The sequence below is a fragment of the Halobellus ordinarius genome, assembly GCF_031823395.1.
Taxonomy (GTDB): domain Archaea; phylum Halobacteriota; class Halobacteria; order Halobacteriales; family Haloferacaceae; genus Haloquadratum; species Haloquadratum ordinarius.
In genome coordinates, this window is record NZ_JAVQKJ010000002.1 from 50,395 (window position 1) to 71,214 (window position 20,820).

At 67.0% G+C, this 20,820-nt stretch carries 21 protein-coding genes; 17 read left to right on the top strand and 4 right to left on the bottom strand.

The features are described from left to right. Positions 1 to 92 precede the first annotated feature (92 nt). Complete coding sequence (locus RJT48_RS00500; protein WP_311170270.1) at positions 93 to 962, top strand: S24/S26 family peptidase; 870 nt, start codon at positions 93 to 95, stop codon at positions 960 to 962. 101 nt (positions 963 to 1,063) lie between these two features. Here the strand turns inward: RJT48_RS00500 and RJT48_RS00505 are convergent, their stop codons facing one another. The 3 genes from RJT48_RS00505 to RJT48_RS00515 form a co-directional block, all read right to left on the bottom strand. Beyond that, on the bottom strand, positions 1,064 to 1,294 hold the full coding sequence (locus RJT48_RS00505) for a CDGSH iron-sulfur domain-containing protein (RefSeq protein WP_311170271.1): 231 nt from the start codon (positions 1,292 to 1,294) through the stop codon (positions 1,064 to 1,066). Positions 1,295 to 1,422: 128 nt separating this feature from the next. Continuing rightward, positions 1,423 to 2,058: an Sjogren's syndrome/scleroderma autoantigen 1 family protein gene (locus RJT48_RS00510; protein WP_311170272.1), complete on the bottom strand. Its 636-nt coding sequence runs from the start codon at positions 2,056 to 2,058 to the stop codon at positions 1,423 to 1,425. Between the two features lie 269 nt (positions 2,059 to 2,327). Next, positions 2,328 to 2,852: a DedA family protein gene (locus RJT48_RS00515; protein ID WP_311170273.1), complete on the bottom strand. Its 525-nt coding sequence runs from the start codon at positions 2,850 to 2,852 to the stop codon at positions 2,328 to 2,330. 93 nt (positions 2,853 to 2,945) lie between these two features. Between RJT48_RS00515 and hemB the strand changes: the two genes are divergently transcribed. From hemB to recJ, 14 genes are all read left to right on the top strand, one after another. Next, positions 2,946 to 3,926: a porphobilinogen synthase gene (gene hemB, locus RJT48_RS00520; RefSeq protein ID WP_311170274.1), complete on the top strand. Its 981-nt coding sequence runs from the start codon at positions 2,946 to 2,948 to the stop codon at positions 3,924 to 3,926. Between the two features lie 429 nt (positions 3,927 to 4,355). After that, the gene (locus RJT48_RS00525) at positions 4,356 to 5,750 is read left to right on the top strand and encodes an ammonium transporter (RefSeq protein WP_311170275.1); all 1,395 of its coding nucleotides are present in this window, start codon (positions 4,356 to 4,358) and stop codon (positions 5,748 to 5,750) included. Further along, a complete protein-coding gene (gene glnK1 / locus RJT48_RS00530; RefSeq protein ID WP_311170276.1) occupies positions 5,743 to 6,105 on the top strand; it encodes a nitrogen regulatory protein GlnK1 in 363 nt (120 codons plus the stop codon). Before RJT48_RS00525 ends, glnK1 (RJT48_RS00530) begins: the two co-directional genes overlap by 8 nt. Positions 6,106 to 6,423: 318 nt before the next feature. Further along, positions 6,424 to 7,887, top strand: coding sequence for an ammonium transporter (locus RJT48_RS00535; protein ID WP_311170830.1), 1,464 nt, complete (start codon positions 6,424 to 6,426; stop codon positions 7,885 to 7,887). Then, complete coding sequence (gene glnK1, locus RJT48_RS00540) at positions 7,884 to 8,249, top strand: nitrogen regulatory protein GlnK1 (RefSeq protein WP_311170277.1); 366 nt, start codon at positions 7,884 to 7,886, stop codon at positions 8,247 to 8,249. Before RJT48_RS00535 ends, glnK1 (RJT48_RS00540) begins: the two co-directional genes overlap by 4 nt. Positions 8,250 to 8,405: 156 nt before the next feature. Then, entirely contained in the window at positions 8,406 to 8,864 is a 459-nt protein-coding gene (locus tag RJT48_RS00545) for a universal stress protein (RefSeq protein WP_311170278.1), read from the top strand. Between the two features lie 63 nt (positions 8,865 to 8,927). Continuing rightward, positions 8,928 to 9,713 carry a CPBP family intramembrane glutamic endopeptidase gene (locus RJT48_RS00550; RefSeq protein ID WP_311170279.1) on the top strand — a complete coding sequence of 262 codons (786 nt, stop codon included), beginning with the start codon at positions 8,928 to 8,930 and terminating at the stop codon, positions 9,711 to 9,713. 82 nt (positions 9,714 to 9,795) lie between these two features. Continuing rightward, the gene (gene hemL, locus RJT48_RS00555; RefSeq protein WP_311170280.1) at positions 9,796 to 11,142 is read left to right on the top strand and encodes a glutamate-1-semialdehyde 2,1-aminomutase; all 1,347 of its coding nucleotides are present in this window, start codon (positions 9,796 to 9,798) and stop codon (positions 11,140 to 11,142) included. 83 nt (positions 11,143 to 11,225) lie between these two features. After that, positions 11,226 to 11,858, top strand: coding sequence for a hypothetical protein (locus RJT48_RS00560; protein WP_311170281.1), 633 nt, complete (start codon positions 11,226 to 11,228; stop codon positions 11,856 to 11,858). Positions 11,859 to 11,963: 105 nt separating this feature from the next. Further along, complete coding sequence (gene hemC, locus RJT48_RS00565) at positions 11,964 to 13,103, top strand: hydroxymethylbilane synthase (RefSeq protein WP_311170282.1); 1,140 nt, start codon at positions 11,964 to 11,966, stop codon at positions 13,101 to 13,103. Between the two features lie 2 nt (positions 13,104 to 13,105). Then, entirely contained in the window at positions 13,106 to 13,978 is an 873-nt protein-coding gene (gene cobA / locus RJT48_RS00570; RefSeq protein ID WP_311170283.1) for a uroporphyrinogen-III C-methyltransferase, read from the top strand. Then, entirely contained in the window at positions 13,975 to 14,796 is an 822-nt protein-coding gene (locus RJT48_RS00575; protein WP_311170284.1) for a uroporphyrinogen-III synthase, read from the top strand. The genes cobA and RJT48_RS00575 overlap by 4 nt, the downstream gene beginning before the upstream one ends. Before the next feature lie 84 nt (positions 14,797 to 14,880). Next, positions 14,881 to 16,041 carry an MFS transporter gene (locus RJT48_RS00580; RefSeq protein ID WP_311170285.1) on the top strand — a complete coding sequence of 387 codons (1,161 nt, stop codon included), beginning with the start codon at positions 14,881 to 14,883 and terminating at the stop codon, positions 16,039 to 16,041. A gap of 138 nt (positions 16,042 to 16,179) precedes the next feature. After that, positions 16,180 to 17,628, top strand: coding sequence for a RecJ family nuclease (gene recJ, locus RJT48_RS00585; RefSeq protein ID WP_311170286.1), 1,449 nt, complete (start codon positions 16,180 to 16,182; stop codon positions 17,626 to 17,628). A gap of 581 nt (positions 17,629 to 18,209) precedes the next feature. On the opposite strand, the gene RJT48_RS00590 is transcribed toward recJ, so the two are convergent. Then, the gene (locus RJT48_RS00590) at positions 18,210 to 19,337 is read right to left on the bottom strand and encodes an RNA ligase (protein ID WP_311170287.1); all 1,128 of its coding nucleotides are present in this window, start codon (positions 19,335 to 19,337) and stop codon (positions 18,210 to 18,212) included. 120 nt (positions 19,338 to 19,457) lie between these two features. Here RJT48_RS00590 and RJT48_RS00595 point away from each other — a divergent pair, with 120 nt between their 5' ends. Both RJT48_RS00595 and RJT48_RS00600 read left to right on the top strand, forming a co-directional pair. After that, the gene (locus tag RJT48_RS00595) at positions 19,458 to 20,150 is read left to right on the top strand and encodes an RNA ligase partner protein (RefSeq protein WP_311170288.1); all 693 of its coding nucleotides are present in this window, start codon (positions 19,458 to 19,460) and stop codon (positions 20,148 to 20,150) included. 97 nt (positions 20,151 to 20,247) lie between these two features. Continuing rightward, the gene (locus RJT48_RS00600; RefSeq protein WP_311170289.1) at positions 20,248 to 20,619 is read left to right on the top strand and encodes an Hsp20/alpha crystallin family protein; all 372 of its coding nucleotides are present in this window, start codon (positions 20,248 to 20,250) and stop codon (positions 20,617 to 20,619) included. Positions 20,620 to 20,820: the final 201 nt, after the last annotated feature.

A 20,820-nucleotide genomic window follows, 5' to 3' on the forward strand; every position in this document is an offset into this window, starting at 1 on the left:
CACGCGTCCGCGTGGAGATGGCCGAAAGCGAGAACGCGGCGCGGGGGGGACGACCGACACGCTGAAACACGCCGACGGCGAACGTCGGGTAGATGACGGACGAAGCGGGCGGGAGGGACACGCCCCATCGTCGTGACGACGCGTCGACCGAGGAGTCACCCGGCGACGGATCGTCCGACGACGATCGGAAGGACTCCGACACTCCTGCAGACGCTCCGGACCGCGGCGCAGGCGACACCCCGGATCACGACGACCAGTCCGACGTACCACCCGGCGTCGCCCAGTCACGGCGGCGCTCGACCCGCCCGCGCCCCGAACCCGGGACTCGGGCGAGGGACCCCGAGGTGGGCTTCATAACGCGGTTCCGAACGGCCCGGAGCGGACCGCTTCTGTACATCCGCGAGACGCTCTACAGCGCGATGGCCGTCCTCGCTGTCGGACTCCTGCTGTTTGCGATCAGCGGCGTCTGGCCCCCGATGGTCGCCGTCGAAAGCGGGAGTATGGAGCCGGAGATGCACCGCGGTGACCTCGTCTTCGTGACTGAACCGCACCGCTTTTCTCCCGACTACGCCGTCAACGACACCGGAATCGTCACGGTCGAGGTCGGTACCGACCGGGGATACCGGAGTTTCGGCGGCAACGGCTCGGTGGTGATCTACGATCCGCCCGACCGCGCTGGTTCGCCGATCATCCATCGGGCACACTTCTACGTCGAGGAGGGCGAAAACTGGTACGACCGGGCGAACCCACAGTATCTGAGCGCAGACGATTGCGAGGCGCTCTCGAACTGTCCCGCGCCCACGGATGGGTTCATCACGAAAGGCGACGCCAACGCCCGGTACGATCAGGCCAGCGGGATCGCGGCCCCCGTCCGCACCGAGTGGATCCGCGGCACCGCTCGCCTCCGGATCCCGTACCTCGGTTACGTTCGGCTGCAGCTGGCCGGGATGTTCGCCGCGTAAAACGGACTGTCATCGTCCCTTCCCGCCCATCACGAACACGGTGCCGCGATGAGGGGTGAAAACGTCAACAGTCCCGGTGAGCCCCCGCAGTCCGTCCGCCGCTACTCGTCTTCGTACTCGATCGACGCGATAGCGTGACGTGGGCCGTCGCTGTCGTCGTTCTCGTATTTGTACGTGACACCGTCTTCCTCGTCTGCGGTGGCGTTGTGTGAGCCGTCGCAGAACGGCTTGTTGTCGGAGAGGCCACACTGACAGACGTAGATGTCGCCGTCGTGGTCGTCGGGGTCGATCGTGGTCGGTCCCTGCTCCTCGTGAGTAATTTCGCGTGCCATCATCTCGCATAGCGGACGCCAGGGGTATATATTCCAGGCAACACCGGTGTTACCGGGCCCGGGGGCGTCGACGGCGGAGTTACGGCGGGACGACGACCGATCGAGTACGGCAAGTTCCGTCGGCGGGGCTAGGACCCGCCGAGGGCGTCGAGCGCCTCGGCGGCTTCCCGCGCCGCGGCGAGATGATCGGCCGCCCGTCGCGGCTCGTCGGTCTCTTCGGCCAACCGCGCGTGCCGCGTCAGCGCCCGCAGGAGGGACTCTCGTGCGGTCGCGCTGTTCGGCGTGCGGCTGGTGTCGGCTGTGGGCTCGTTCCCGCGCCCCGTTTCCGCCGCCGTTCGGTCGGTCGTCGTCGGCCCCGGAGCGGGCTGTCGATCGGTCGAGGGCGTCGGCTCGGTGGCGCCGCTGGACGACCCGGGTTCCGGTTCGTCCGGCTCTGATCCGGCGCCCGCTGCCGGAGTGCTCGCCCCGCCCGCAGGTGTCGACGGTGTCTCTCCGGTCTCGTCCGCCCCGTTTGCCGCCGCGGCCGCTTCAGTCCCGGCCCCGTCGGCGCCCGCCGCTCCCGCAGTGCGCTGGCAGGTCGGACAGAACTCCTGTCCCTCGTAGCGGAAGATGGGCGATCCGCACTCCCCGCAGTGGCTGTTTGTCATCGTCGCGCCCTTCAACAGCAGTTCGCTCATCTGCTGGGTCTCCTTGCGCTGCTCTTCGTCCTTTTCGTACTTCTCGCGCAGTCGCTTCCGCTCCGCTTCCTCGTCGAAGTCGCTCACACCTCGATACAGGCGACCTGTCTCGAAAAACCCTCCGGACGGGCCACTGGCTGTCGTGACGCGACGTTCCGGCGACGACGTTCTACAGCAGCGCTCCCGACGGCGACGATACCTTACCGCAGCGCTCTCGACGGCGACGATACCTTACCGCAGCGCTCTCGACGGCGACGATACCTTACCGCAGCGCTCTCGACGGCGACGATACCTTACCGCAGCGCTCCCGACGGCGACGACACCTTACCGCAGCGTTCTCGATGGTGACGACGCCCCTACAACAGCGTTCCCGCATAGAGGTAGAGCGCGGCGAGTGCGACCTCGAAGACGAGCGTGCCGGCCGCCGACAGCACGAGGAACTGCCGGTCGTCCATATCGGCGAATCCCGCGGGCACGGTCAACATCCCGCGGGTGAAAAGCAGCGCGTTGCTGACCGGGACGACGATCGGTCCCCACCGCTCGAACCAGCCGTCGAAGCGGTCGAGTTTCGACTCGTCGATGCGGAACCACGACCGCGAGAGGAGGTACTGGCGACCGCCGCGCTTGGCCATCTTGAACAGCGCGTACTGCCCGACCGTCGCGCCGAGAACCGCCACCCCGAGCACCGGCAACAGCGCGTCGGTGCCGAGCAGAAGCAAGGAGCCGGGGACGATGAGTTCGCTCGGCATAAAGTACATCAGCATCGCTCCTTCGAGGACGAAGACGCCGAAGAGCGCGAGGAAGGCCCACTCGGACTCTAAGAGCGCGAGCAAACGCGGGGGCATCGCGTCGAGTTGGAGGGCGACCGCGTGCGGCTGCATTGCCCCAAACTACCGCCGAATCGCACAAACCCCTTTCGCTCCGGGTGCCGTCGACTCCGATGCGATTTTTTCCACCCGCCGCGAACGGCTGGTATGGATCTCACCCACCGCCCGCGGCGACTCCGACGCGACGGGATCAGACCGCTCGTCAGCGAAACGGCGCTGCGCGCGCAGGATCTCGTTGCGCCGGTGTTCGTCGACGCGACCACGGACGAACGCGTCCCCATCGGTTCGATGCCCGGGCAGGTGCGCGTCCCGCTCGATGAAGCGGCCGAGCGCGTCGCGGAGGTGCGCCAGACGGGCGTCGAGGCCGTGATGGTGTTCGGCATCCCCGAATCGAAGGACGAACGCGGATCCCGCGCGTGGGCGCCGGACGGCGTCGTCCAGGAGGCAGTCCGGCGTATCACCGAGGAGACCGACGCCTACGTGATCACGGACGTCTGTCTCTGTGAGTACACCGATCACGGCCACTGCGGCGTTCTCGAACCGAACGCGGAATCTGACCCCACGCTGACCGTCCGGAACGACGAGACGCTGGATCTGCTCGCGAAGACCGCCGTCTCCCACGCGGAGGCGGGCGCCGATATGGTCGCGCCGAGTTCGATGACCGACGGGATGGTCGGCGCGATTCGCGAGGGACTCGACGGCGCGGGCTTCGAGGACGTCCCCATTATGTCCTACGCGGCGAAGTACGAGAGCGCCTTCTACGGGCCGTTCCGCGACGCCGCCGACGGCGCGCCGGCGTTCGGCGACCGCCGCCACTACCAGATGGACCCCGGAAACGATCGGGAGGCGCTCCGGGAAGTCGCCCTCGACGTCGAACAGGGTGCCGACGTACTGATGGTCAAACCCGCGCTCGCGTACCTCGACGTCGTCAGTACGGTGCGCTCGGAGTTCGACCACCCCGTCGCGGCGTACAACGTCTCCGGCGAGTACGCGATGCTCCACGCCGCCGCGGAAAAAGGATGGCTCGACCTCGACGCCGCCGCCCACGAGTCGCTGCTCGCGATGAAACGCGCCGGGGCGGATCTCATCATCACCTACTTCGCCGAGGACCTCGCTCCCCAACTCTGATCGCGTGGAGACGGCGGCAGGCCGGTCTGCTCGGGTGCGGAACTCGGCGTGCGGTTCTGGCCGGGAGAGAAACTCGTAGTCCGTCCTGCGCGCTGAGTCGCGGGCGCGCAAAAGTTGCGAGCTACTTATTTAGATTTACTTACTTTGTCCGCCGCGCACCCGATATCTCGGGGCATATGGCAGCATTTGCCTGAACGTTTGTCCAGAAGAGGGCCAGAAAACTGGCGCAAAGCCAACGAAGTCGAACCTTATACACATTATATTATTGCCTAAATTATACGAACGTCTACCCAACCATAGATATTTTGTATATTTTCAACTCCAAGCTTTATATACTACCTCTACTTGAGGAATCAACGTGAGTTACACCACGAATCACACCAAATTTGGGGCATCGCTGGACGATTGTTTGGCAATGGGGGCGGGACAATGGTAACGCCGCTTCAGGTCGATCCGACGGTCATCGCAAACGGGATCAACAACGTCTGGGTCCTGATGGTCTCGTTCCTGATCTTCTTCATGCAGCCGGGCTTTGCCCTCCTGGAGTCGGGGCAGGTCCGCGCGAAGAACGTCGGGAACGTGCTGATGAAGAACATGAGCGACTGGTTCCTCGGGACGATCATCTACTTCATCGTCGGCGCAGGCGTCGTCGGTGTCGTCGGCGGGCTGACCTCCGGCGGCGGCATCTCCGGGGCCTTCGCACACATCAGTGATCCGACGGCCTGGATCGGCTGGCTGTTCGGCGCGGTGTTCGCGATGACGGCCGCGACGATCGTCTCCGGCGCCGTCGCCGAGCGGATGAACTTCGACGCGTACGTGCTCTTTACGGTCCTGATGACGGCGATCATCTACCCCGTCGTCGTCGGGTTCACGTGGGGCGGCGGCCTGCTCTCGGCGAACGGCTTCATCGGGAGCGCGCTCGGCGCGGGCTACCTCGACTTCGCCGGGGCGACGGTCGTCCATATGTGCGGCGGGATCGCCGGCCTCGTTGCAGCGAAACTGGTCGGCGCCCGCAAGGGTCGCTACGACGAGAACGGCAACAGTCAGCCCATCCCGGGGCACTCGATGCTGCTCGCCGTCCTCGGGACGTTCATCCTGGCGTTCGGGTGGTACGGCTTCAACGTCGGCACGCAGGCGACGGTCCTCGCTGTCGAGGACGGGAGCCTCACGTTCATGGGTGCGGCGCTCGGTCGGGTCGCGCTCGTGACCACGCTCGGGATGAGCGCCGGCGGCGCGATGGCGATGCTCACCTCCGCGCGCTACCAGGGCAAGCCCGATCCGCTCTGGACGGCGAACGGCCTCCTCGCGGGGCTCGTGGCCGTGACCGGTGCGGTGCCGCACGTCACCTGGTGGGGCGGTGCGCTGCTCGGCGGCCTCGGCGGCTTCCTGGTGCTGCCGGCGTTCCGCTTCACCGTCGACACGCTGAAGGTCGACGACGTCTGTGGCGTCTTCGCCGTCCACGGCGTCGCGGGGGCGGTCGGCACGGCGCTGATCCCGATCTTCGCGGTCGGCGGCTTCGCGGTCAACCAGTTCGCGCTGCAGGTCATCGGCGTCGTGGTCATCGCGCTGTGGACGATCGTCGCGTCGGCAATCGCGCTGTACGCGATCGGCGCTGTCGTCGGCCTCCGCGTGACCGAAGAAGAGGAGACCGAGGGGCTCGACGAGGGCGAACACGGCGTCTCGGTGTATCCCGAGTTCGTTCCAGACAACCGTCGTGAGGGCGGTGTCGCCGCCGACGGCGGCAGTGTGCGTACCGACGGCGGCAACGTCCGCACCGACGGCGGAGTCCCCGCTGACGACACGGAGGTGATCGACGATGAGTGACTCCGAAGATCGGTCGATGAAGCTCGTGATGGCGTTCATCCGTCCGGACAAACTCTCGGACGTCAAGCAATCGCTCGTGGAGGCGGGCGCGCCGTCGCTGACGGTGACGAACGTCTCCGGGCGCGGCTCACAGCCCGCGAAAACCGGCCAGTGGCGCGGGGAGGAGTACACGGTCGATCTCCACCAGAAGGTGAAGATCGAGTGTGTCGTCGCCGATATCCCGGCCCAGGACGTCGTCGACGCGATTCAGGACGGCGCACAGACCGGCGAACCGGGCGACGGCAAGGTGTTCGTCCTCCCGGTCGAGTCCGCCCGGCAGATCCGTACCGGCAAGACCGGTCCCGACGCGGTGTAGGGACCGCCGACTCGCTCGCAGGTCGGACACTCGCCGCTTCGGCTTTTCGCGTTCGTCCCGTTCACATTCGTACGGAACTTCGGCAACATTTGTTTCATCGCTGCCGAAATAACGTCCTTATACTCCTTTTATTCGATAGTAGTTTTGACGCTCGTCTATCAGAGCACGTATTATTTTAAAATATAAACAGTAATGGTTATACTCGCTTGGATCGGTATGATAATCCGGGATTCGAATAACGAATCTGCCTGAAACAGCACAAACAATGTACGACTGTCCAAGCCACACTTTTGCACCAGCGCCGGGGGGTATCGTATGCTGAACACTCTACTGCAGTCGGATCTCGGCGCCGTCGTCGAGGGCGTCAATATGATCTGGGTGCTGACGGTGACGTTCCTGATCTTCTTTATGCACGCCGGGTTCGCGATGCTCGAGGCGGGGCAGGTCCGCTCGAAGAACGTCGCAAACCAGTTGACGAAGAACCTGCTGACCTGGAGCGTCGGCGTGATCGTCTTCTTCCTCGTCGGCGCAGCCATCTCGACGATCGTCGGCGGGATGACCGGCGGCGGGTCCTATTCCGTCGTCGTCGCGTTTATGAGTCTCTACGCGCCCGAGGCAGGATCGGCCACCGCGTGGGTCTCCTGGCTGTTCGGCGCGGTGTTCGCGATGACGGCCGCGACGATCGTCTCCGGCGCCGTCGCCGGCCGCGCGAAGCTCCGCGCGTACGTGGGCTACACGATCCTCCTGGCGGCGGTCATCTACCCCGTCGTCGTCGGCTTTACGTGGGGCGGCGGCTTCCTCGACGCCCTGGGCTTCTATGACTTCGCTGGTGGCGTCATCGTCCACGCGATGGGCGGGATCGCCGGCCTGACCGCGGCGTGGATCATCGGCCCGCGCGTGAACCGCTTCAACGAGGACGGCTCCGCGAACGTCATCCCCGGCCACTCGATGACGTTCGCCGTCCTCGGCACGCTCATCCTGGCGTTCGGCTGGTACGGTTTCAACGTCGGGACGTCGGCGTCGCCGCTCGCGCTGGCGGAGTCGGGGGAAGTCGTTCTCGGCTCCTTCGAGACGGTCGGGCGGGTCGCGCTCGTGACGACGCTCGGGATGGCCGCGGGTGCGATCGGCGCCGCTGCCGTCGCGCTGTCGAAGACGGGCAAGGTCGACACGCTCTACGTCGCCAACGGCGTGCTTGCCGGCCTCGTCGGGATCACCTCGATCGCCGACGCAATCGTCTGGCCCGGGGCCATCGCGGTCGGCCTGCTTGCCGGCGCTCAGCTCCCGGTCGTCTTCGAGTTCGTCGAGAAGCGCCTCCACATCGACGACGTGTGTGCGGTCTTCCCGGTCCACGGCTCGGCGGGGATCCTCGGCGCGCTCGCGTACCCCTTCGTCGCGACGGCCGTCTGGAGCGGCAACGCGTCGTTCGTCTCCCTCGCGATTCCTCAGGTCGTGGGCGTCGTGGTCATCTCGCTTTGGACGTTCGCCGCGACCGCGCTCGTCTTCGGCGCGTTCCGCGCTGCGGGCCAGGCACGCGTCTCCCGCGAACACGAGATCGAGGGGCTCGACACGTCGGAACACGGCGTCGACACGTATCCCGAGTTCGGCAGTCCGGACGAGTCCGGCGCCCGCGTCGACGGCGGCTTCATTCGCTCGGACGGCGGCGCGTACGCGCCCACGGACGACTCTGGGCGCTCGGCCCGCGATACTGACCGCTCGGCCCGCGATACTGCGAGCACTGAGACCGAAACTGACACCCCGAATACCCGGGAGACGAACTTATGAGCGATACTCCAGCGAACCACGAGATCAAACTGGTGATGGCGTACATCCGTCCGGACAAACTCTCGGACGTGAAACAGGGACTCGCGGAGGCGGGCGCGCCGTCGCTGACGGTGACGAACGTCTCCGGGCGCGGCTCACAGCCCGCGAAAACCGGCCAGTGGCGCGGCGAGGAGTACACGGTCGATCTCCACCAGAAGGTGAAGATCGAATGCATCGTCGCCGACACACCCGCCGAGGACGTGGTCGACGCGATCGCCGACGCGGCACACACAGGCGAGAAGGGCGACGGCAAGGTGTTCGTCCTTCCGGTCGAATCCGCTCGCCAGATCCGTACCGGCAAGACCGGTCCCGACGCGGTGTAGCGTCGAACCCTGACGACGTTCCAGTCGATCGTCGCATCGTTACTCCACAGGGCCTCCGCTGCACCGGGTAGGCCGGCGGCCCGTTCGTACTACGGAGAACTCGAACCCGAGTAAGTTTGTATTGATTTTAAATACTGTCGGCGAGAACGGGCGGATATGGCCATTGATACTGTGTTAGTTGCGGTCGGAACCGACGACGAGGACCGCCTGGAGGCGGTCACCTCGACGGCGATCGATCTCGCGGCACCGGCGGACGCGACAGTCAGACTGGTACACGTGTTCGAGCGCGAGGAGTACGATCGGGTTCGAGAGCAACTTGACTTCGATCCCGACAGCGAAGTCACTCCCGACGAGGTCGTAAAGCGCCACCTGTCGATCCGGAAACTCGGCAGCGCGATCGACGACGCCGGCGTCGACTCCACGTGGCACGGACGCGTCAGCAAGAAAAACGAGGAGGGCGAAAAGCTCGTCGAGGCGGCCGAGGAACTCGGCGCCGACCTCGTTGTGGTCGGCGGCCGAAAACGCTCGCCGACGGGGAAGGCGCTCTTCGGCTCGACCGCCCAGGAAGTGCTTTTGAACGCCCCCTGCCCGGTGACGTTCGTCCGGTCGGAGTGATCCCCGGCTCTCACCACTCCACAGAGAGAAAGAGCAAAGACCGGCGCTCCCGGCACTGGGAGTGTGGAACTGACGCCGGTCACCGCCCTCGGGCTCGTGGTCGCGCTCGGGGGATTCACGGCGCTCGATCGCCTCAGAGCCGCCGCTTCGGCGTCCATCGACCGAATTCGGACGCGCCCCCGGCGTCAGGGTCGCCCACACCCCGCCTCGGACCTCCGAGAACACGTCTGGAAGTGGGTTGTCCCGGCCGTACTCGTGGTCGTCGTCGCCGCCGAGGGGAACTCCCTCGCGTCGATCGGATGGCACTTCGATTCGCCGCCGCGGTTTCTCGCGCAGGTGGCGATCGGACTCGGGATCACGCTCGGAGTGAATCTCGTCTCGGCGCCACTGTGGCGTCGCGTCGGCGACGGCGGCGAGAGTCTCGCGGCGGGCCTCGGTGCGTTCGCGTCACTCTCGACCTCTGAGCGGCTGTTTGTCGCCTTCACCGCGGGCGCGACCGAGGAGACCGCCTTCCACGGCTACGGCATCGAGCGCCTCGTCGCACTCACCGGCAGTCTCCCGTTCGCCGGCGGCGTCGCGTTCGTCGCGTTCACCCTCGGCCACGCCGGCGAGATCTGGGACCGCGAGGCCGTCCTCCGGATCGCCCAGCCTGCGCTCGTGATGACGCTTTTGTATCTCACCTTTCGATCGCTTCCGGTGCTGATCGCGATCCACGCCCTGAACGACGCTGTCGGACTGCTTCTTGCCGATCGGTTTGCGCCGGGCACGGACGACGAGGCCGGGGACGCGGACGGCCTGGCCGACGAACGCGAACCCTCGGCCGCGGTGCAGTGGCTCCGGGAGGAGTGACTGCCGGGTATCGCGGCCGCGAGGAGGGGCACCGTCGGACGAAGCGACAAGGACTTTGCACCCGCCGGCCGAACCGGCGCGTATGAGACACGACGAGTCGCGAGCGCTGTACGACCGGGCGCTGTCGGTGATCCCCGGCGGCGTCAACTCCTCGGTCCGGGCGACCCGCCCGTATCCCTTCTTCATCGAGCGCGGCGACGGCGCCCACGTCGTCGACGCGGACGGCAACCGCTATCTCGACTACGTGATGGGCTACGGCCCGCTCCTGTACGGCCACGATCCGCCGGAGCCGGTCCGTGCGGCGATCCAGTCGTACGCCTCCGAGGGGCCGATGTACGGCGCGCCGACGGAGATCGAGGTCGAACTCGCGGAGTTCGTCGCCCGCCACGTCCCGTCCGTGGAGATGACCCGCTTTGTCAACTCCGGGACTGAAGCGACCGTCTCGGCGGTTCGACTCGCCCGCGGATACACCGGCCGCGACAAGATTGTCGTGATGCAGGGCGGCTACCACGGCGCTCAGGAGTCGACGCTCGTCGAGGGCGGTCCCGACGGCGCCGAACCGAGTTCGCCGGGGATCCCCTCCTCGTTTGCCGAACACACGATACCGGTCCCCTTCAACGACAGCGAGGCGATCGAGGCGGTCTTCGCGGAACACGGCGACGAGATCGCCGCCGTCCTGACGGAGCCGATCCTCGGCAATACCGGCATCGTCCACCCCGTCGACGGCTACCTCGAACGGCTTCGGGAACTGACCGCGGATCACGGCGCGCTCCTGATCTTCGACGAGGTCATCACGGGCTTCCGCGTCGGCGGCCTCCAGTGCGCCCAGGGGAAGTTCGGCGTCACGCCCGACGTGACGACGTTCGGCAAGATCGTCGGCGGCGGGTTCCCCGTCGGCGCGATCGGCGGCCGCGCTGCGATCATCGAGCAGTTCACCCCCTCGGGCGACGTCTTCCAGTCCGGCACCTTCTCCGGGCATCCCGTGACGATGGCGGCCGGCTACGAGTACCTGTCATACGCCGCCGAGAACGACGTCTACGAGCACGTCAACCGTCTCGCCGAACGCCTCCGGGAGGGGATCTCGGACATCCTCGAAGATCAGGCACCCGGCTACACGGTCGTCGGCACCGACTCGATGTTCAAGACGGTCTTTACGCGGGGCGGGGCCGTCGGCGACGCCGAGCACAGCGACGTCTGTGCGGCTGGCTGCCGACAGCGGGAGTCGTGTTCGAAATACGACACCTGTCCGAAGACGGGCGCGGACGTCGCCGACGCCGAGACCGACCGCTGGGAGCGGATCTTCTGGCAGGAGATGAAAGAGCGCGGGATCTTCCTCACCGCGAACCAGTTCGAGTCGCAGTTCGTCTCCTACGCCCACACCGAGGAGGACGTAGAGGAGACCCTCGAAGCGTACAAGGAGACGCTGTAACTCGCAGTCGACCGCCGACGCTGTAGCCCGCGGGCGACCCCCCGACGCGCGGCTTTTTGTACGGTCACGGCGTAACCCGGGGTATGACGAGCCCTCCAGCAGACGACGCAGAGCCGAACGGCGGTTCGCCATCCGGTCGCGACGATCGGGATCCCGGCCGCGACGAGTCGGCGCGGCGGCACGACGCCGGCATTTCCGCCCGGGACACTCCGACATCGAGCCGCGACGACGACACCGCCGCCCGCGAGGGTTCCACGGCTAACGGTCGCGAGACGGGACCGAGCGCCGGGGCGTCGACTCGGGAGGTCGACGATCCGGTCGGCGACCTACTTCCCCACGCGACCGTCGACTCGCGGTGGTGGTACTGGATCGCGGCGATCCCGCTGTACGTCGTCCTCGGCGGGGTGCTCGCGGTCCTCTTCGTCGGCGCGTTCATCTTCGATCTGTTCCTGACCGGCGGCCTCGCCACCGTCTTCGGCGCGTTCATCGTCATCCCCCTGTTGGGCCTCGTCGGCCTCGTCCTGACGGTGCTGTTCCCGGTCGCGACGTACATCGACGCCCGTGCGATCGCCGAGTCGGATGCGGAGTGGACGCCTGACCCGCTGGTGTGGGGTCTCGCTGCGCTCGCGACGGTCGTCCTGAGCGCGTTCCTGCTGAGCGTGCTCCAGGCACTCTACTACCTCTACAGGCGTCACGTCGCGGTCGGGACGCCCTGACGCGCCGGGACTCGTGTTCCCTACCCGGCGACCGTAACCCACCCTGCCACCACTCCCGCGGCGGAAGTAGTGGCCTTTTCACCCGTGGCCGCCGAGGACTCGGTAATGACTACTCGCGGGACACTCAGGCTGGCGACGCGGGGCTCGGATCTGGCGCTCCGGCAGGCGACGAGCGTCCGCGACGCGCTCGCGGATCGCCGTTTCGAGGTCGACATCCTCGAAGTCGAGACGCGCGGCGACCGGATCAGAGACGAACTCATCCACCGACTCGGGAAGACCGGCGCCTTCGTGCGCGCGCTCGACGAGAAGGTGCTCGACGGCGACGCCGACGCCGCGGTCCACTCGATGAAGGATATGCCGACCGAAGGCCCCGAGGACCTCGTCGTCGCGGGCGTTCCGGAACGTGAATCCGCGGCGGATTTGCTGCTCACCTCCGACGGGACATCCCTGCAGAACCTCCCGAAAGGATCGGTCGTCGGAACGTCGTCGCTCCGCCGGAAGGCCCAACTCCTCGCGGCCCGGCCCGATCTGGAGGTCGTCCCCCTCCGCGGGAACGTCGACACGCGGGTCGAAAAGCTCCTCGCGCCGGACCTGCAGGCCGAACACGAGCGACGCGTCGAGGCCGATCGCGACGAGAAGGCGAACGCCGGCGAAGAGTCGGACGACGAGGGGGGTGCAGATGACGCCGCGGAGGATGACGACGCCGAGACCTTCGAGCAGTCGATCGAGGAGTGGTTCGACGGCCTCGCGGAGATCCAGCGGCGCGCGCTCGAACGCGACCTCGACACCGAGTACGACGCGATCGTCCTCGCAGAGGCGGGACTCCGCCGCTCGGGTCTCCTGCACCACGTCGAGTACGCCCGCCTCGATCCGGCGAGGTTCGTCTCCGCGCCTGGGCAGGGTGCCATCGCGGTCACGACCCGCGACGGCAGCGAGGCGACCGAGCAGGTCCGATCGACGATCGATCACCCGCGGACACGCGTGGAGACGACCGTCGAGCGCACGGTGCTTGCGACGCTCGGCGGCGGCTGTATCGCTCCGATCGGCGTCCACGCGAAACTGCAGGGCGAGCACGTCCACGTGACCGTTCGCGTCCTCTCGGGAGACGGCGAGGAGGAGGTGTCCGGGAGCCGTGACCTGCCGGTCGCGAACCACGCTGATGCAGCCGCGGAATTCGCCGAATCGCTGGCCGAGCGCGGCGCCGACGACCTGATAGCCGCGGCCCGCAAAGACGCGGAGGAGTGACGATGCGCGAGGACGCCGAGACGACAGACGGCGGAGATTCGGACGGGAACGTCGGCGTCGACGGAGCTTCGGACGTGGACGACGACGCTCCCGACGGAGTCGGCACGGTCTATCTCGTCGGCAGCGGCCCCGGCGACCCGGAACTGCTGACGGTGAAGGCGCGGCGGCTCATCGACGACGCCGACGTCGTGCTCCACGACAAACTCCCGGGCCCGGAGATCATCGAGTCGATCCCGGAAGCCAAACGCGAGGACGTCGGCAAGCGCGCGGGCGGGGAGTGGACGCCCCAGGAGTACACGAACCGCCGGCTGGTCGAACTCGCCCGCGAGGGCAAGTCGGTCGTCCGGCTGAAGGGCGGCGACCCGTTCGTCTTCGGCCGCGGCGGCGAGGAGATGGAACACCTCGCGAGCGAAGGGATTCCCTTCGAGGTCGTCCCGGGGATCACCTCGGCGGTCGCCGGCCCTGGAACCGCGGGTATCCCGATCACGCACCGCGATCACGCGTCGTCGGTCTCCTTTGTGACGGGCCACGAGGACCCCACGAAAGACGAATCCGCGGTGGACTGGGCGGCGCTCGCGGCGACCGGCGGGACCATCGTCGTCCTCATGGGCGTCGGCAAACTCCCGGACTACACCGCAGCACTCCGCGACGCCGGGATGGCTCCCGACACGCCGGTCGCGCTCGTCGAACGCGCGACCTGGCCGGAGATGCGCGTCGCGGGTGGGACGCTCGCCGACATCGTCGACGTCCGCGACGAGGCGGGTATCGAACCGCCCGCGATCACCGTGATCGGCGAGGTGGCGGCGACGCGGGAGCGCGTCGTCGAGTTCCTCCGGAACCGGACCGGCGCCGGAAGTGAGGTGACCGACGCGTGACTCGCGAGGTCCGCGTGGCGGTCTTCCGACCCGACGACGAGCGGATGGTCGACGCCGTCGAACTGCTGGAGTCGCTCGGCGCGATCCCCGTCCCCGATCCGATGCTCGCCGTCGAACCGACGGGGAACGTGCCGGGCGACGGCGGAAGCGACACTGACGACGAAACCAACCCGGACGTCGTCGTCCTCACGAGCAAGACCGGCGTCGAACTCCTCGACGACGCGGGCTGGGGCCCAGGCGCCGCCGCGCTCGCCTGTATCGGCCCCCGGACCGCGGCGGCGGCCCACGACGCCGGCTGGACGGTCGATCTCGTTCCCGCGGAGTACTCCTCGTCGGGACTCGTCGCGGCCCTCGAAGGCGGCGGTTCGGAGACGAGATCGGCAGCCGCGGCCGACGTCCTTGCCGACGGCGTCGCGGGGCTGCGAGTCGAAGTCGCCCGGAGCGACCACGGCAGTGACGTCCTCCTCGATGGACTGCGGGAGGCGGGCGCGGACGTCCACGAGACCGTACTGTACCGGCTCGTCAGCCCGGAGGGATCGGGCCAATCGACGGTGATGGCGGCCGGCGGCGAACTCGACGCCGTCTGTTTCACTTCCTCGCTCACCGTCGAGAATTTCCTCGACGCCGCCGCGGAGCGCGGCGTTCGCGATGAGGCAATCGCCGGACTGAACCGCGCCGTCGTCGGGACGATCGGTGAGCCGACGCGCGAGACCGCCGAGAGCTACGGCATCCGCGTCGATGTCGTCCCGGAGGACGCCACCTTCGAGCAACTCGCGACAGCCGTCGTCGAGGCGTCGGCGCCGACGTACCGCGACTGACCGGTTCCGGGCGCCGGTGGGTCGGCGCCGTCCGTCGGCGACGACTCGACAGGATGAAGTCGAGATCCACCCGACCCGACGAACGTGTTGGACGACTGGCGGCCGGTCGGCCTCGTCGCGGGCTGGCAGACGGCGGCGAGCCTCTGTTATTACAGCATCTTCGCCGCGACGGGGTTCGTCCGCGAGACCTTCGCGCTCTCGGAGTCCCTCGTCGGTGTCTTCCTCACGGCCGCGCTCGTGGGCTACACGGTCGCGCTCTTCCCCAGCGGGGCCGCCGTCGACGGCTACGGCGAGCGGCCCGTGATGCTCGCCGGCCTGGTGGGACTTGCCGTCGCCGCGGTTGCGGTCTCCTTTGCGCCCACGTACGCGACGGTGCTCGCGGCTTCGGCGCTCCTCGGCGCGGCGTATTCGACGGCGATGCCCGCCTCGAACCGCGGTATCGTCGCCGCCGCCCCGGCCGGTCGCACGAGCCTCGCGATGGGGCTCAAGCAGGTCGGCGTCACCACCGGGAGCGCGGCGGCCTCGCTCGTCGTCACGGGCGTCGCGGCCGTGGCCGCGTGGCAGGTCGGCTTCTGGGCCATCTCCCTCCTGGCCGTGGGATACGCTGCCGTCTTCGCACTCCGGTACCGCGGCCGCCCCGGCACCGGTGATCTCTCGGTGCCCGACGTGCGCGGCCTGCTGGGGCAGCGCACGTATGTCGTCCTCGTCGCCGCGGGCTTTTTCGTCGGCGCGTCGATCTTCACGATGCTCGGTTACATCGTTCTCTACGTGCAGGACGCCGTTGGCGCGAGCGCCGCGGCCGGCGGGATCGCGCTCGCACTCACGCAACTCACCGGTAGCGCCGCCCGGATCGGGGCCGGTGGTCTCGCGGACCGCCTCGGCGGCGCGCGCGGGTCTGCACTCGTCGCGCTCGGCCAACTCGGCCTCGGCGCGGCGCTGTTTGCTGGGGTCGCGGTCGCGCCGGGATCGCTCGCGGTCGCGTTCGTCCTCTTCGCCGGCCTGGGGGTGTCGATCCACGGCTCGACCGGCGTGTTCTACTCGTGTCTCACCGAGCTCGTCGACGGCGACGAGGTGGGCGCGGCCACCGCCGGCGGCCAGACCGCGATCAACCTCGGCGGCGTGGTCACGCCCCCGGTGTTCGGCTACCTGGTGGAGATCGGCGGCTACGATGCGGCGTGGGGGCTACTCGCCGTCTCCGCCGGTGCCGGTGCCGTGCTCCTGTTCGTCGTCGTCCGGCGAATCTGATAATGATTACTCTCACTTTTTACCGCCGAGCGCCACTCCCGATAGCGGCGCTCGGCGGGAAGAGACGAGAGTAATTATTATGAGTCGACACCGCGGATCGAGCGTGGGTTTAAATCCGATAACGCCCCACGCTCGGGTATGAGCGCGGACACGACGAACGCCGAGGGGCCCGTTCCCGAACTCCGGGAGCGCGCCGTCGGCTGCGCGGACCGGCTGCGAGCGGCCGATCGCGTCCTGCTCGCGTCGCATATCGACGCCGACGGGCTGACGAGTGCTGCCATCGCGGCGGCGGCACTCGAACGGGCCGAAATCCCGTTCGAGACCGTGTTCGCGAAACAGCTGGACGAAACGGAGGTAAAGCGCATCGCCGCGACCGACTACGAGACGGTGCTCTTCACCGACTTCGGGAGCGGCCAGCTGGACGTGATCGCGCCGTATGCGGCCGGCGAGGCGTTCACGCCGGTGATCGCCGACCACCACCAGCCCGCCGACCTCCCGGCGGACGTCGAGGAACCCACACACCACCTCAACCCGCTGCTCTTCGGCATCGACGGCGCGTCAGAACTCTCGGGAGCGGGAGCGAGCTACACCCTCGCCCGCGCGCTGGAAGGCCCCGACGGGGACAACCGCGACCTCGCGGGACTGGCGGTCGTCGGTGCCGTCGGCGATATGCAGGGTACCGACGGTGGTCTCTCGGGCGCGAACGAGGGCATCGTCGCGGAGGGCGTCGACGCCGGCGTCGTCGAGGAGGCGACGGATCTGCTCGTCTACGGGCGGCAGACGCGTCCGCTCCCGAAGTTTCTCGAATACGCGACCGACGTCCGGATTCCGGGCATCACCAACGACGAGAACGGCGCGATCGAGTTCCTCTCCGAGCTCGACGTAGACCTGAAAGAGGGCGGCGAGTGGCGCCGCTGGGTCGATCTGACGATGGCGGAGCGGCAGGCAGTCGTCAGCGGACTGCTCCGGCGGGCAATCGCCTCCGGTGTGCCCGCCGATCGGATCGAGCGCCTCGTCGGCACGACGTACACGCTGTCCGACGAGAAGCCCGGCACGGAACTCAGAGACGTCAGCGAGTTCTCGACGCTTCTGAACGCCACGGCCCGGTACGAGCGCGCCGATGTCGGTCTGGCCGTCTGTCTGGGAGACCGCGACGAGGCGCTCGAACGCGCGCGGACGCTCCTCCGGAACCACCGGCGGAACCTCTCGGAGGGACTGGAGTGGGTCAAAACCGAGGGAACGACCGTCGAAGACAACATCCAGTGGTTCGACGCCGGCACGCGCATCCGCGAAACCATCGTCGGCATCGTCGCCGGGATGGCCGTCGGTGCCTCCGGCGTCCGCGGCGACGTGCCGATCGTCGCCTTCGCCGAGAAGTCCGACGAGGAGGTGAAAGTCAGCGCCCGCGGGTCCCACGCGCTGGTCCGGCAGGGACTGGATCTCTCGCGGGTGATGCGCGAGGCCGCCCGAGCGGTCGGCGGTGACGGCGGCGGCCACGACGTCGCGGCCGGCGCGACGATTCCTACCGGAGAGCGGGAGGCGTTCGTCGCCGAGGCGGACCGCATCGTTGGCGAACAGTTGTCGTGAGGTACTGGGAGTCCCTCGGGCGAGAAAACGGATTCTATATCGCGATATGGAATTTATACAGTGGCTGTTTCCGCTTAAGACGTCCTGAAAGCAAAATCCGGGACGGACCGGAGAGCGCTTTTGCCTGCTGAAACCGACCGATATCGTCCAATACCTCTCTCGTCGGACTGAGAGGTCGTGACGGGACTTCTGAGCGGGATTTGGCGGTCGAGCGATCCTCAGCGGTAGTCGCTTTGCAGGCCACGGCTCCTTCCTTCAGTTTGCAGACCTGATCCCACGATCCTCCCTGCTCCCGCCGAGACGAGTCTTCGAAAGTAGATGTCGCTCGGACTATACCGCGTTCGAGTGGCACCTGCTTGCACCGAAGCCCATTCGTGACAGGATTTATACACTAACAATCGATTTTCAGCGCTAGCCGCTCCCGTCTGATTCTGTATTGCTCCTCTTCGGATACATCCCCGACTCGGACGGATCCAGGTTCACGACCAACTGCTGGCCCCGAACCCCGATTTCACGGCCCAAAACCCGTTCACTGGCTGCCGATAAACAATATACCGATATACAAAACGACTTGGTCCGGCTCACTCGTCGTACGTGCCGCCATCGAGGTAAAACTGGATCCGGTCCATCGTCGATTCGGCGACCTTGCGGAACTCGACGACGCGCTGGCCGTCCTCGCGGTAGTCAGCCTCGACGTCGATCGTCAGCGACTGCCCACGAAGGTGATCGAGGAGGGCATCGATCTCCTCGCTCTCCCCGCGGACGCGGTGGTGCTCGCCGATGGTTTCGCCGTCCCCGGCGTCCCGGATCGTCTCGACCGCCGGCAGCAGGATCGACTCCCCGAGGTCGTGGGCGCGCTCCCTGAGTCGTTCCTCGCTCTCGTCGAACTCGGCGGCCTGAAACGCCTCGCGGGTGATCCGCGAGAAGACGAAATCCCGGCCCAGATCGAACGGGAGCGCGAAGGCGTCTGCGAGTTCGGCGTGGTGTTTCGCTTCGGTGGTGTACTTGACCATCGAGGCGCTATCGGGCGTCTTCATCACGACGCCCTCCCGGCCGTCCTCGTCGAGGTCCTCGATCGCGCTCCAGACGCCGTCCGTCGCTGTCGACGGTTCGTACCGGCCGAAGAGTTGTGGCTGCTCGAAACCGTACCGGTCGCAGAGGTCGCGGCGCTCGTCGACCGGGAGCGGCGTGCCGGTCTCGCGGTCGCGGACGTCGAAGACCCGGATAGCGTGGGAGTCGACCTCGTCGTAGTCGTGGGTCGTGTAGGGCGTCTCGGGGCCGATCAACTCGGCGCAGATCATCTTCTCGGGGTAGTTCGCGAAGAACGGCGGTAAGTCGAGCAGTTCGTTGACTCGCGCGGTGGTGTACGGGCAGACGTATCCCCCTCGGGTGAACGCCAGTGGTCGCCCGACGTCCGCGATACGGACGTTGAACCCGTCGAGTTTCTCCTCGACGACGACCGTCTCGTCGGCATCGAAGAAGGATGTCACGCCGGCATCCAGCGCGAGCACGCGGGGAATGCTCGGATAGCCCCGGACGATCGCCTCGGCGTCTTCGACGAGCACGGTCCCGCGTTCGACGCCGTGCCGGGCGTCGGGAAGCACGTAGTGGGTGTTCCCGTCGACGGTCCGCTGCTCGAAGTGCTCGAACAGCTCGTCGGGACTCGACGCCGTCGAGTCCAGCCGTCGGAAGTACGCGCGTTCGTTCATAGTGAAGGTCCGTGGGAGCAGGTGAAAAACGGCGGGGTCGGTGGGGCACCGTATCCAGTCTGTCGACGGAACTGTCGGGGCAGCACAAAGTTACAACACACCGTGTCCCGAAATGCGAGTATGCACGGTGACCTGCCGCGTCAGCAGTTCGTGCTCGATACCTCGCTTTTCATCACCGAGGAGATCCGTCAGGACGGCGAGTCGCTGTCGGCGGCCGTGCTCCGGCTCTTGGATCTCGTGGCGACCGCGCGGCTGGAACTCAACATCTCGTGTCACATGCCGCCCTCGATCCACGACGAACTCGCCACGATGCTCCGCGACCGCGACGTCGACGAGGAGGTGTTCTCCCGGCTGGACACCTGGGTCGTCCGGAAGAGCCCGGACCGGTACGGCGTCACGATTCCGGCGAACATCGTCTACGACTTCATCGACGAGATGAGCGACCGGGTCGACCGTGGACTGCGCGTCTCCGAGACCGCGCTCCGGGAGGTCGAACAGCTCGATCCCGACGAACTCGCTCGGGAGACCGACGGCGACGGGACCGAGGCGTACATGACCGAAGCCGACGAGATCCTCTCGGATATGCGAGACAAATATCGGCGGGCGCTCAGACAGGGCGTGCTCGACTCGCGGGAGGACTTCGATCTGCTCGTGCTCGCCCGTGAACTCGACGCGGGCGTCGTCACCGAGGACCGCGGAATCATCTCCTGGGCCGACGAATTCGGCCTTCGGTACGTTCGCGGCGGCCAGTTTCCAGTGCTGTTGGAGGAGTACCTCCGCGCCACTGGTGTCGAGGGCTACGCCCCCGAATAGCCGCGTCAGAATCGGTAGTTTTTCACAAACTACCAAATCTCAATAATTTTTATTACGAACCGCGAACAAGTGTCAAATGGAATCGAGGTGAATAGCAATGCCGCTCCCGACCGACACAACGAGTTCCTGGATGCAGGGGCTCGGATTCCCCACCCGCGTCTTCGGCGAAGACGGGACAGACTACCAACTGTACGAGGAGGACGACGAGTTCGTCCTCAGCGTCGAGATGCCGGGATTCGACCGCGACGAGATCGATCTCGCGTGGGACAACGGTGTGTTGAACATCGCCGCCGAACACGTCGATGAGGACCGCGGTCGGAAACGTACCTACCACCGACGGTTCCGCTTCCCGAAGGACGTCGACGACGAGGCGATCGACGCGACGTACACCAACGGCGTCCTCGAGGTGACCCTCCCGCTGGAGGAGGGCGGCGCCACCCACGGCAAGACCATCCCGATCGAGGGCTAACCGCGGTCGCCTTCGGGTAGCGAACCGATTGCGGTTGCTCGATTTTTCGTCTTCGCGTACGACCGTATCGAGGCCCAGTCGCGGTCTCCCGAGCGGCCGAAACGCAGGTCGAGGAGGAAGTCGAAGAGCGAGTAGAGGACCGCCCCGGGAGTGAGTGCGCCGTCCGAACCAGGTGCCGTCACTCGACCCGGCGAACTGACA

Coding starts and splice junctions, on each gene's coding strand:
- RJT48_RS00500 (WP_311170270.1), top strand. CDS start 93: ATGACGGACGAAGCGGGCGGGAGGGACACGCCCCATCGTCGTGACGAC.
- RJT48_RS00505 (WP_311170271.1), bottom strand. CDS start 1,294: ATGGCACGCGAAATTACTCACGAGGAGCAGGGACCGACCACGATCGAC.
- RJT48_RS00515 (WP_311170273.1), bottom strand. CDS start 2,852: ATGCAGCCGCACGCGGTCGCCCTCCAACTCGACGCGATGCCCCCGCGT.
- hemB (WP_311170274.1), top strand. CDS start 2,946: ATGGATCTCACCCACCGCCCGCGGCGACTCCGACGCGACGGGATCAGA.
- RJT48_RS00525 (WP_311170275.1), top strand. CDS start 4,356: ATGGTAACGCCGCTTCAGGTCGATCCGACGGTCATCGCAAACGGGATC.
- glnK1 (WP_311170276.1), top strand. CDS start 5,743: ATGAGTGACTCCGAAGATCGGTCGATGAAGCTCGTGATGGCGTTCATC.
- glnK1 (WP_311170277.1), top strand. CDS start 7,884: ATGAGCGATACTCCAGCGAACCACGAGATCAAACTGGTGATGGCGTAC.
- RJT48_RS00545 (WP_311170278.1), top strand. CDS start 8,406: ATGGCCATTGATACTGTGTTAGTTGCGGTCGGAACCGACGACGAGGAC.
- hemL (WP_311170280.1), top strand. CDS start 9,796: ATGAGACACGACGAGTCGCGAGCGCTGTACGACCGGGCGCTGTCGGTG.
- RJT48_RS00560 (WP_311170281.1), top strand. CDS start 11,226: ATGACGAGCCCTCCAGCAGACGACGCAGAGCCGAACGGCGGTTCGCCA.
- hemC (WP_311170282.1), top strand. CDS start 11,964: ATGACTACTCGCGGGACACTCAGGCTGGCGACGCGGGGCTCGGATCTG.
- cobA (WP_311170283.1), top strand. CDS start 13,106: ATGCGCGAGGACGCCGAGACGACAGACGGCGGAGATTCGGACGGGAAC.
- recJ (WP_311170286.1), top strand. CDS start 16,180: ATGAGCGCGGACACGACGAACGCCGAGGGGCCCGTTCCCGAACTCCGG.
- RJT48_RS00590 (WP_311170287.1), bottom strand. CDS start 19,337: ATGAACGAACGCGCGTACTTCCGACGGCTGGACTCGACGGCGTCGAGT.
- RJT48_RS00595 (WP_311170288.1), top strand. CDS start 19,458: ATGCACGGTGACCTGCCGCGTCAGCAGTTCGTGCTCGATACCTCGCTT.
- RJT48_RS00600 (WP_311170289.1), top strand. CDS start 20,248: ATGCCGCTCCCGACCGACACAACGAGTTCCTGGATGCAGGGGCTCGGA.